Raw genomic sequence first — 10,127 nt, forward strand, 5'->3', positions numbered from 1 at the left:
TCCCTACCGTGGCCACCGGCACCCCGCGGGGCATCTGCACCATGGAGAGCAGGGCGTCAAGGCCGTTCAGCGGCCCGGCAGCTACCGGAACGCCAATTACCGGGACCGTGGTGTGCGCGGCCACCACCCCGGGAAGGTGGGCCGAAAGCCCGGCCCCGGCGATGATCACCCGGATGCCCCGCCTGCGGGCCTCCTCGGCATAACGCCGGACCTTTTCCGGACTGCGGTGCGCCGAGGCCACCTCCACCTCGTAGGGCACGGCAAACTCCGAAAGGATTCTTTCGGCCTCCTTGACCCCGGGGAGATCACTTTCGCTTCCCACGAGAATACCTACCCGCGGGGGAAGGTGCCGCAAGGCCTTGGCCCCGATGTCCCGCCGGAAGTGAACCTTTTCAAAATGAATCTTTTCTACCGCCTGGTAGGCCTTGCGCATGGCCTGCGGGATGTCCTCGGCCAGGGCCGTAACCCCCAGCACCCGTCCCCCGGAGGTGACGAGTTTTCCGTCTTTCCGCGTCGTTCCGGCGTGAAAGACCTTGACCCCGGGGATCCTCTCCGCCTCCTCGATCCCGGTGATGACCTTTCCCTTTTCGTACTTTCCGGGATAGCCGCCCGAGGCCATGACCACGCAGACCGCGGCCTCCGGACGCACCCGGACCTCACATTCCGCAAGGCGGCCAGAGAAGGCGGCCTCGATGAGTTCCGCGAGATCGGTCTCAAGCCGCATGAGGACCGGCTGAGCCTCCGGGTCCCCAAAACGGCAGTTGAATTCGAGCACGTAGGGCCGCCCCTCAACGATCATAAGCCCGGCGTAAAGGACCCCGAAATAAGGGGCCCCTTCCTGGGCCAGGGCCCTAATGGTGGGTTTCATGATGCCTTCCATGATCTCTTCGGCCAGGGCTTCGGTGACCACCGGGGCCGGGCTGTAGGCCCCCATGCCCCCGGTGTTCGGCCCCCGGTCGCCGTCAAGAAGGGGTTTGTGGTCCTGGGAGGAGGGAAGCGGAAGCACGGTTTCACCGTCGGTAAGGACCATGAAGGAGGCCTCCTCCCCGACTAGACACTCCTCGATCACCACCCGGGCCCCGGCCTCCCCGAAGACCCTCTCCACCATGATCCGGTCCACCGCGGTGAAGGCCTCCTCAAGGCTTCGGGCCACCACCACTCCCTTTCCCGCGGCCAGACCGTCGGCCTTGACCACGATGGGGACGCCCTTCTTTTCGATGTAGCGCTTGGCGGCCTCGGGATGGTCGAAGACCTCAAAGGCCGCGGTGGGGATGCCGTATTTGGCCAGAAGCTCCTTGGTGAAGACCTTGCTCGCCTCAATCCGGGCCGCCGCGGCCGAAGGCCCGAAGACCTTAAGCCCCTCTTTGGCAAAATGATCGGAAAGCCCCCGGGCCAGGGGATCCTCCGGCCCCACCACCGTAAAGTCCACCCCTTTCTCCTTTGCCAATCGCGAAAGGGCCTCAAAGTCAAAGGGATCAAGCGGAACACACTCGCACTTTTCCTCCGCCGCGATCCCGGCATTTCCCGGGGCGCAATAGACCCTTTCCACCCGGGGACTCTGCGCAAGCTTCCAGCAAAGGGCGTGCTCCCGTCCGCCTCCTCCCACCACCAGAACCTTCATCTTTTTGCCTCCTCTTAGAGTTTTTCCTTAAGACTCAAAACAAGTCTCTCGAGCTCCCGAACATAGATTTCTTTTATTCGCCCATAGACCTCTTCGGCAAGTTTTTCGTCGTAAAGATGCGCACAGAGATTCCGGTCGGAAAGCATATCCAGGAGTAGATCGTCGTTTTCGATGAGTCCGTAGCGGAAGGCCTGTTTGATGCAGTCCCGCGGAAAATGGCACTCGACTCCCTTGTAGGCCAGGATGCGCTTCAAGGCCTTCCAGCAGAGTTCTACCGTTAACTCAAAACGCTGGATCACCCCGTCGCGATCAAGCTCATCTTTGGCCTGCGCGAGGGCCTCTTTTAAGCGCCAAAAGGCCTTCTCCAGCTTTAAAAGGCCCTCCTCGGCCTCAACCCTGCGCGTCATAGAGGAGCACTCCCTCGCTTTTTACCCGCTCGGCAAACTCCGGGGCCACCTCACTCTCAAAGAGAAGATCCACCGGATAGATCCCGGCCAACTCGTCCACCTCCTCTCGCAGAATGCGCTTTTCCCGGTGCGAAAGCTTTCGGCCGCAAAAGACGAAAAGATCTATATCAAAACCGCTTCTGGCCCTTTTTCCCCGGGAAAGGGAGCCGAAAAGATAGATGGCCCGGGGATTAAGTCTTGCCGCAAGATGTTCGGTGATACGTCTTAAGCGTTCCTCAAGTTTGGGGGAAAGGGAAAGATTCTTAGAGTTCTTCGGGGATCTCCTCAAGGCGCACCAGGTCCTCATAGGTCTCCCTTTTTCTTACCACGAAAAAGCGCTCTCCGTCCACCAGGACCTCGGCGGCCCGGGGACGGGAATTGTAGTTGGAGGACATGACGAACCCGTAAGCCCCGGCGGAAAAGACCGCAAGATAGTCCCCGGGCACCACCGGAGGAAGGTGCCGTTCCCGGGCCAGGAAATCGCCGCTCTCGCAGATGGGGCCCACCACATCGGCCCGGATGGTCTCCTCGCCGGGGATCTCCCGCACCGGCGCAATGCGGTGGTAGGCCTGATAGAAGGCCGGACGGATGAGGTCGTTCATCCCGGCATCCACGATCACGAAGTTGCGTCCGGGCTCCTCCCCCTTCGGGGGATGGGACTTTACGTAGAGCACGCGGGTTACCAGGATGCCGGCGTTTCCGGCGATCACCCGTCCGGGTTCAAGGATGAGGGTGGTCTCCGAAAGACCCGAAAGCTCTTCCTTCAGGGCCCGGGCGTATTCCTCAGGCGGCGGGGGTTCCTCTTCCCCATAGACGATTCCGAGCCCTCCCCCGAGGTCGAGAAAACGCAGGGGAAGTCCTTCCTCCCGGAGGCGCAGATAAAGGGCCTTTAACCTCCTCAGGGCCTCCACAAAGGGGGAAAGTTCCGTAAGCTGGGAGCCGATGTGGCAGTCCACCCCCAGGGGCTTAAGGAAGGGGTCCTCCCGGGCCCGCAAATACGCCTGATAGGCCACCTCCTCCGGGAGCCCGAATTTGTTTTTCTTAAGCCCGGTGGAGATGTAAGGATGGGTGCGGGGATCCACATCCGGGTTCACCCGGATGGCAAAGGGGGCGGGTTTCCCGAGTCTTCGGGCCACCCGGGAAAGGGCCTCTAGCTCCCCCAGGCTTTCCACATTAAACATCAGGATGCCGGCGGAAAGGGCCTCCTCCATCTCCCGTTCGGTCTTCCCCACCCCGGAAAAGACGATCCTTTCCGGAGGGATCCCGGCCTTTAAGGCCCGGTAAAGCTCCCCTCCGGAGACGATGTCCGCCCCGGAACCCTCCCGGGAAAGGAGCCTCAGCACCGCGAGATTGGAGTTGGCCTTAACCGAGTAGCAGACGAGATGCGGGATGCCGGAGAAGGCCTCATCAAAGACCCGGAAATGGCGTCTCAGGGTGGCCGCGGAGTAAATATAGACCGGGGTTCCTGCCGCCTCGACGATTCTCCTTACCGGGACCTCTTCGGCGTAAAGTTCTCCCTGACGGTACTGAAAGTAGTGCATGGCCCTTACCTCGAAATTCAGGGAATCAGACAAACCTCCGGGCTTTGCGGCCCGGGGACCAGGGTGCCGTAGTAGGATAAAAGAGGCTCCACCGAATAGCAAGTTCTTATTCCGGCCCGGGCGGAGGTGTCGTAAAAGGAGGCCTCCGGAACCGGGGGAAAGGTGGTCTCTCCCGCAGGAGTGCGGCGTCGCACCCGGTAAAGAACCCTCCCGTGGAGCGGGAATCGGTGCAGGTCCAGGGTCACCGGATTCCAGCTCAGAAAGACGGTATGGGGAAAGAGACGCCGGGCGGTCAGGTTCTCCGGGGGCCGGGGAGGAGTGGTCCAGCAGAATCCGCGGGGCGGGGTCCAGGCGCTGACCGAACGGAAACCTTTTATGGCCCGTACCCGATAGGTGTAACACCAGCCCGGTCGCAGATCCCTGTCCCGATAGGTGAAGAGGGGTTGCTGCGCCGGAGATTTCCCGAAGGGTACCCGAAAGGTTCGGTGTAGCTCGGGGCCGGGTCTTCCCGCCGGTCGGGCCGAACGACTTATCTCAAAAGCCTTGATCCTGCGGAGATCGTAGCCCCGGATATCCTCCACCGGGACCCGAACGGTGAGTTCGACGAAGAAGGGATGCAGGATCACCCTGAAAGCGGAGGGAGGCCGGGGACGGGCCGCTTCCGGAGGCACCGGAGGAGCCTTCCGCCCGCATCCGGTAAGGAACAAACACGCGAAAAGGATCACGATTACCCGAAACATAATCCTTACATAGCATAAAATAGGCACTCTCCCCAGATCCCGGGGGCTCCACAGGGGTCTTTTTCCGGGTATCATAGGAAGTATGAGGGAAGAAAAACGCTACGGAGAACGGGCCATTGAGGAGGCCGAGCTTGAGGCCTGGCCCAATCCCTACCCGGATCGCGACTACCGCATAGATATTACCTTTCCGGAGTTCACCTGTCTCTGTCCGCGTTCGGGTTATCCGGACTTTGCCACCATCAGGATTTCCTATATTCCCGACCAGAAGATCGTGGAGTTACGTTCGCTTAAGCTCTGGCTGAACAAGTTCCGGGGCCGCTATATCTCGCACGAGGCGGCCACCAACGAGATCTTCGACGCCCTCTGGCGGCTCCTGGAGCCCCGGGAGCTAAAGGTGGTGGGGGACTTTAACCCCCGGGGGAACGTCCACACGGTGATCACGGTGGAGCGTCGCCGGGAAGAATGAGCCCCAGACGCCAGCGGGTCTATTTTTCCGCCGGGGTTTCCTCGGTGTCCTCGGGTTCGGGAAAATAGATCTTCTTGTAATAGATCAATCTTCGGCACAGAGGACATTCGTAATAGCGGTCGTCCCGCTGAAGTTCATTGAAAAGCTGCGGGGGGATGTGCATGTGACAGCCCTCGCAGGTGCCGTTATCCACCCCTACGATGGCCAGCCCTCCGCGCCGGGAGCGAATGAATTCATAACGCTGGAGCAGATTCTGGGGCACGGCCCGGGCCAACCCCTCCCTTTCTCCCAGGTAGCGTTCCTTCTCCTTTTCCAGTTCCGCACATCGGGCTTCATAGAGGGCCCGTTCTTCGGCTACCTTTTGCTCCAGGGCGGCGATTTCCTGGCGCAGGGTCTCTTCCTCCTGCTGGAGCTTTTCCTGTTCCTCCATGAGTTTGAGGATGTTTTCCTCCCGTTCCTTGTTGGCCTTTTTAATTTCCTCGATCTCTCGCAGGAGGGCCTGGTATTCCCGGCTGCCCCGGATCTGCATGAGTCGGGTCTGGGTCTTGCGGAGGCGCTGGAGCTCCTCCTCCAGTTCTTCCTCCTCGGTCTTTTTCCGGAGCTGGATCTCCTCCAGACGCCGGGCCAGTTCGTCCAGCTGCTCCTTCTTGCGGTTCAACTCGGCCTCGGCCTCCCTCAGGGAGAGGGGCAATTCCTCCTTCCGACGCTCCAGTTCCAGGATCTTGAGATCTATTTCCTGCAGTCTTATAAGATTGGCTATTTCCTCGCGCACCGATCCTCCTCCTCACTAAGAGTTCGAAAGGGACTCCGGTCCTCGAAGAAGCTCACCCTCAGGTCCGGAAACCGGACCCGGAGCCTCTCCGAGAGGTGTCTCCAGAAATAATTTTCCATGGCCCAGTGGTCTGTGGCGAGAAGCCCCAAGCCTCGAATCTCGGCCTCTCGCGCGATATGATGTTTGACCTCCCCGGTTATAAATACTTCTGCCTCACTTGACAAGACCTCCGGCCAGAGACTCCAGCCCGAGCCGGCACATAAAGCCACCCGTTTTACCTCCCGGTCCGGCCCGGCCATAAGCACCGGGGCCCCAAGGAGCTGACGCAGTCTTTCCGCCAGGGAGGAGAGACGAAGCGGTTCTTCCAGTTCTCCCACCCGCCCCAGACCGGCTCGTTCGTGCCCGGGTACCGGACGCAGGGCTCGCTCCGCACGGACCCCCAGAGCCTCGGCCAGGAGATCCGAAACCCCGCCCGGGGCCGCGTCCAGGTTGGTGTGGTAGGAAATCACCGTACAACCCCGACGGATCAGCCGCAGGATCAACCCCTCCCAGGGGTCTTCCTCGCGGAGACGTCGCAAAGGCCGGAAGAAGACCGGATGATGGGTGAGCAGAGCCTCCACCCCCTGGCGGAGCACCCATTCCGCCACCGCCGGGGTGAGCTCCAGGGCCAGACCCAAATGGATCAAACGCTGTTCCAGAGAACCGAACTGGAGGCCTACGGGATCCCCTTCCTCGGCCCAGGAGACCGGAGCCCAGCTTTCAATCCATGCACAGATCTCGCCAACCGTAACGGACATTAGCCGGTTAATTCATGCGGGGCAGTTCTTGCCCCCGGTCCCTCCGGACCCTTTCCCATCACCCCTCCCTGTGCGGGGAAATCAACCTCTCTGAGTCCAACCCGGCAGATACTATTCTAAAATAAAAAAATGGGCCTGGGAGGATTCGAACCTCCGACCTCCCGGTTATGAGCCGGTGGCTCTAACCAGCTGAGCTACAGGCCCGTACATTCCTAAATGTATCCCTTCCCCTATTCCTGTCAAGAAATTAGGAGGTTAGATAAAATTTCAGGTGTTTGCTGCGATGGGGATGCCGAAGCTTGCGCAGCGCTTTGGACTCGATCTGGCGGATCCTTTCCCGGGTAACCCCGAAGGCCCGACCCACCTCCTCCAGGGTGTGTTCGTATTTTTCACCTATTCCGAAACGCAGGCGCAGGATCTTTTCCTCCCGCGGACTGAGCATGGAAAGGAGTTTGCGCACCTCCTCCACCAGGGAAAGATCCTCGGTGGCCTGATGCGGCCCCAGGATCATCTCGTCCTCGATAAAATCGCCCAGCAGGGAATCTTCGTCGTCTCCCACCGGGGTTTCTAAGGATACCGGGTCCTTGGTGATCTTGAGGATGGTCTTGACCTTTTCCACCGGAAGCCCCATCTCCTGGGCCAGGATCTCCGGCGTGGGTTCCTCCCCCTTTTCCTGATAATAGCGCAGCGAGGTACGCACCAGTTTGTTCACCAGTTCGATCATGTGTACGGGGATACGGATGGTGCGGGCCTGATCGGCGATGGCCCGGGTGATGGCCTGGCGGATCCACCAGGTGGCATAGGTGCTGAACTTATACCCCCGCCGCCAGTCGAATTTTTCCACCGCTTTCATCAGGCCGATGTTGCCTTCCTGAATGAGATCCAGAAAAGGCAACCCCCGACCCACGTATTTTTTGGCCACCGAGACCACCAGTCGGAGATTGGCCCGCACCAGGGATTCCTTGGCCTGACGGGCCCGGGAAAGTCCTTCCTCTATCTCCGTAAGGATCAGCCTGAAACGGGAGAGTGTAACCCCGAAACGTTGGGGAATGTTCTGCCGAAGGGACTGAAGGTGTCGATACCGTTTCTGATATTCCAGGAACTTTTGCGGGGAGATCCCGATCCGGGCGGAAACCTCCTGGATACGGGCAAACTCGCCATCGGTGCGGATGAAGTGCTGGATCAGGACCGCCAGACGATAGCCGTTCTTTTCGATCTGCTGGAGGTCCTTTTCCGCCCGTCGCAGTTCACAGCCCATCTGGAGGGGTTCCCTGCAGAGCTCCTCGATGAATTTCCGGGACAGACGATGCTCAAAGAGTTTCTCCTCCAGGCGATCCCGCAGGCGGGAGATCTCCCGATAGTGAGAGAGACGGGCCCCTTTTCCCTCGGGTACCTTCCGCCATTCGGCAAGGATCTCCGAGGAGAGTTCCTGCACCTCCTGGGCCCAGGCAATGAGCCTTCCCACCTCCTCTTCTTTACCGGCATCGTCGAAGAATTCGTCCGCGTCTCTCAGGATCTCCCGGGCCCGGATCTCCCGGCGCAGAAACCGCTCCAGTGAAGCACAGATCCGGGACAGGGTCGAACGCAACTTCAGCGCCCCGTGCACCGCCTGCCTTTCCCCTTCTTCTATCTCCCGGGCCAGGCGAACCTCCTCCTCCCGTGAAAGCAGCGGAATATCCCCCATGTCCCGGAGGTAGTACTTTACCGGATCGAAACCGCTCTCGTCCTCCAGCTCTTCCAGGGAGGATTCCAGACCGTAGGTTTCCTCTATTTCCCTTAGGCAGGTAAAATCCTCCCTTTCTAAGACCCCCAGTTCCTTATGATGAGAACGACTCATAAACCCCCTCCCCGCGGCGTTTTATTGATCGTTCCAAGCAAAGATCGGCGTAGGCCTTAAGGAGCCTCGCCAGATCTTCTTTACGCCCCGAACTTTCCGCCTCCTTTATCTCCCGGAGGAAGCGCTCCCTTTCGCGTTCCCGGAATCGACGCCGAAGCACGCTTTCTTTGATCTCAAAAAGGATCTTTTCCGCTGAATCCTCGGGAAAAGGAGAGAAGAACAGTTCGCTGTAAAGGGACTGAAGTTCCGGATCCTCCGGAGAGAACCTTTCCGGAGGACACCCTTCCTCCAGGGCTTCCAGGAGGCGAAGATATAGCTTTTGTTGATGGGGATCTCTCAGGAGGTCTTCCACCCTCAGGGCCTTGAGTTCCGCCGCCAAGGAAGGGTGATGGAGAAGGGTCTGGAGGATAAGTTTCCCGAAAGGATCCTCCGCGGCCGGAGTGGAGGTAGAAGGAGACGGTTGAGGCGGAGATTCGAGCAGAAAACGTTCCGGAACGTCCAGGCCTTCGGCCACCCTGCGGGCATATTCGTATCGAATGACCGGATCCGGCACCCCGGAAAGGATCTTTCGGACCTCTGCCACCGCCGCGCTTTTGCCTTCCGGATCCGGGGGAAAGGCCTGACGTACATAATCCACCAGGAAGGATTCCGGGGAACGGGCTTTCGGCAACAGTTCTTCCACGGCTTCGGGGCCGAAGCGTCGGACCAGGCTGTCCGGATCCTCCCCCTGGGGGAGAAAGACCACGCGCGGGAAGATTCCCTCCTGGAAAAAGACCCCCAGGGCCCGATAGGCGGCCCTGCGCCCGGCCTCGTCTCCGTCAAAGACCAGATACCAGGTCCGAAGCAGACGCTTGAGGAGGCGAGCATGTTCCCGGGTGAGCGCCGTCCCGCAGGTGGCCACCACGTTCCGGATCCCCTTTTCCCACAGGGAAAGAAGGTCGAAATATCCCTCCACCACCAGACCGAACCCCCGTTCCCGGAGAGAGGAACGGGCCTCGTAAAGTCCGTAGAGATAACGGCTCTTGTGATAGACCGGGGTTTCCGGAGAATTGAGGTATTTGGGTTCCCCCGGTCCCAGGATCCGACCGGCAAAGGCCACCACCCGGCCCTGCTGATCCCGCAGAGGAAAGATGAGACGGCCCCGGAAGCGGTCGTAATAGGATCCGTCCTCCCGACGCAGGATCAGGCCGGCCTCCTCGGCCAGGGCCTGATCCACCCCGGAGAGGCGTAAATGGGCGGCCAGGGCACTGCCCTCAGCCGGAGCGTAGCCCAGGGCAAAATTCTCCGCCGTGGCCTCCGAGATCTCCCGTTCCCGCAGGTGCTCGCGCGCCACTTCCGCCTCCGGAGCACTCTTCAGGAGGTGCCGAAAGAAACGCAGGGCCTTTTCGTTGACCCGATAAAGCCGGTCGTATTTCTTACCTTCTCCGGAATCCCCGCGGGGCAGAGGCAGGTGGTACCGCTGCGCCAGTTCCCTTACCGCCTCCGGGAAAGAGAGCCCGTTGATGCGCATGTAGAAACCGATCGCATCCCCTCCGGCCCCGCAACCGAAGCACCGGAAGATCTGTTTTTCCTCGCTTACGGTAAAGGAAGGTTTACTCTCGGTATGGAAGGGACAGAGACCTACATAGTTGCGCCCCACTTTTTTCAGGGCCACGTATTCGGAGACCAGATCCACGATGTTGATGACCTCCCGGAGTCGGATCGCGACCTCCCGTAAGTTCACGATCCCCTCCGGTGAAGAACCCCCCCGGCGGGGGGGACCAGCTTCACCATGGTTGCCCCCTCGCCCCCTTCATGGGGGGCAGCCGGTCTCCAACTCTCCACGGCCTCGTGTCCGTCCAGATAATCCCTTACGGCCTGCATAAGTTTACCGGTGCCGAGACCGTGCACCACCCGCACTTCCCGGA

The 10,127-nt window shown here is 60.3% G+C and carries 11 protein-coding genes and 1 tRNA gene; 1 reads left to right on the forward strand and 11 read right to left on the reverse strand.

Annotated features, from left to right (window positions below):
- The 5 genes from purD to F8J34_RS02740 all read right to left on the reverse strand — a co-directional run.
- The coding region (purD, locus tag F8J34_RS02720; RefSeq protein ID WP_297056292.1) for a phosphoribosylamine--glycine ligase at positions 1-1,621 on the reverse strand (1,621 nt) is incomplete at its 3' end.
- A gap of 14 nt (positions 1,622-1,635) precedes the next feature.
- On the reverse strand, positions 1,636-2,028 hold the full coding sequence (locus F8J34_RS02725; protein WP_297056294.1) for an HI0074 family nucleotidyltransferase substrate-binding subunit: 393 nt from the start codon (positions 2,026-2,028) through the stop codon (positions 1,636-1,638).
- Positions 2,012-2,374, reverse strand: a complete 363-nt coding sequence (locus tag F8J34_RS02730; RefSeq protein ID WP_297056297.1) for a nucleotidyltransferase domain-containing protein — start codon at positions 2,372-2,374, stop codon at positions 2,012-2,014. The genes F8J34_RS02725 and F8J34_RS02730 overlap by 17 nt, the downstream gene beginning before the upstream one ends.
- Positions 2,331-3,608 carry a diaminopimelate decarboxylase gene (gene lysA / locus F8J34_RS02735; RefSeq protein ID WP_363315404.1) on the reverse strand — a complete coding sequence of 426 codons (1,278 nt, stop codon included), beginning with the start codon at positions 3,606-3,608 and terminating at the stop codon, positions 2,331-2,333. Before lysA ends, F8J34_RS02730 begins: the two co-directional genes overlap by 44 nt.
- Positions 3,609-3,625: 17 nt before the next feature.
- A complete protein-coding gene (locus F8J34_RS02740) occupies positions 3,626-4,348 on the reverse strand; it encodes a lipoprotein (RefSeq protein WP_297056302.1) in 723 nt (240 codons plus the stop codon).
- Positions 4,349-4,430: 82 nt separating this feature from the next.
- Between F8J34_RS02740 and queF the strand changes: the two genes are divergently transcribed.
- On the forward strand, positions 4,431-4,814 hold the full coding sequence (gene queF, locus F8J34_RS02745; protein ID WP_297056304.1) for a preQ(1) synthase: 384 nt from the start codon (positions 4,431-4,433) through the stop codon (positions 4,812-4,814).
- A gap of 19 nt (positions 4,815-4,833) precedes the next feature.
- On the opposite strand, the gene F8J34_RS02750 is transcribed toward queF, so the two are convergent.
- From F8J34_RS02750 to F8J34_RS02775, 6 genes are all read right to left on the reverse strand, one after another.
- Positions 4,834-5,586, reverse strand: coding sequence for a C4-type zinc ribbon domain-containing protein (locus tag F8J34_RS02750; RefSeq protein WP_297056306.1), 753 nt, complete (start codon positions 5,584-5,586; stop codon positions 4,834-4,836).
- Complete coding sequence (locus F8J34_RS02755; RefSeq protein WP_297056308.1) at positions 5,571-6,383, reverse strand: Nif3-like dinuclear metal center hexameric protein; 813 nt, start codon at positions 6,381-6,383, stop codon at positions 5,571-5,573. The genes F8J34_RS02750 and F8J34_RS02755 overlap by 16 nt, the downstream gene beginning before the upstream one ends.
- Before the next feature lie 130 nt (positions 6,384-6,513).
- Positions 6,514-6,587 (reverse strand) — tRNA-Ile (locus tag F8J34_RS02760).
- 43 nt (positions 6,588-6,630) lie between these two features.
- Positions 6,631-8,220, reverse strand: coding sequence for an RNA polymerase sigma factor RpoD (rpoD, locus tag F8J34_RS02765; RefSeq protein ID WP_297056310.1), 1,590 nt, complete (start codon positions 8,218-8,220; stop codon positions 6,631-6,633).
- Positions 8,201-9,943, reverse strand: a complete 1,743-nt coding sequence (gene dnaG, locus F8J34_RS02770) for a DNA primase (RefSeq protein WP_297056312.1) — start codon at positions 9,941-9,943, stop codon at positions 8,201-8,203. Before dnaG ends, rpoD begins: the two co-directional genes overlap by 20 nt.
- The coding region (locus tag F8J34_RS02775; protein WP_297056314.1) for a Smr/MutS family protein at positions 9,940-10,127 on the reverse strand (188 nt) is incomplete at its 5' end. The genes F8J34_RS02775 and dnaG, both read right to left, overlap by 4 nt.

The organism is Thermosulfurimonas sp. (assembly GCF_015491435.1).
In the GTDB taxonomy this organism is placed as follows: Bacteria; Desulfobacterota; Thermodesulfobacteria; order Thermodesulfobacteriales; family Thermodesulfobacteriaceae; genus Thermosulfurimonas_A.

Bases quoted from the DNA above. Each gene is read 5' to 3' on its own strand.
- rpoD (WP_297056310.1), bottom strand. From the start codon at position 8,220: ATGAGTCGTTCTCATCATAAGGAACTGGGGGTCTTAGAAAGGGAGGAT.
- F8J34_RS02725 (WP_297056294.1), bottom strand. From the start codon at position 2,028: ATGACGCGCAGGGTTGAGGCCGAGGAGGGCCTTTTAAAGCTGGAGAAG.
- F8J34_RS02755 (WP_297056308.1), bottom strand. From the start codon at position 6,383: ATGTCCGTTACGGTTGGCGAGATCTGTGCATGGATTGAAAGCTGGGCT.
- F8J34_RS02740 (WP_297056302.1), bottom strand. From the start codon at position 4,348: ATGTTTCGGGTAATCGTGATCCTTTTCGCGTGTTTGTTCCTTACCGGA.
- lysA (WP_363315404.1), bottom strand. From the start codon at position 3,608: ATGCACTACTTTCAGTACCGTCAGGGAGAACTTTACGCCGAAGAGGTC.
- F8J34_RS02730 (WP_297056297.1), bottom strand. From the start codon at position 2,374: ATGAGGACCTGGTGCGCCTTGAGGAGATCCCCGAAGAACTCTAAGAAT.
- queF (WP_297056304.1), top strand. From the start codon at position 4,431: ATGAGGGAAGAAAAACGCTACGGAGAACGGGCCATTGAGGAGGCCGAG.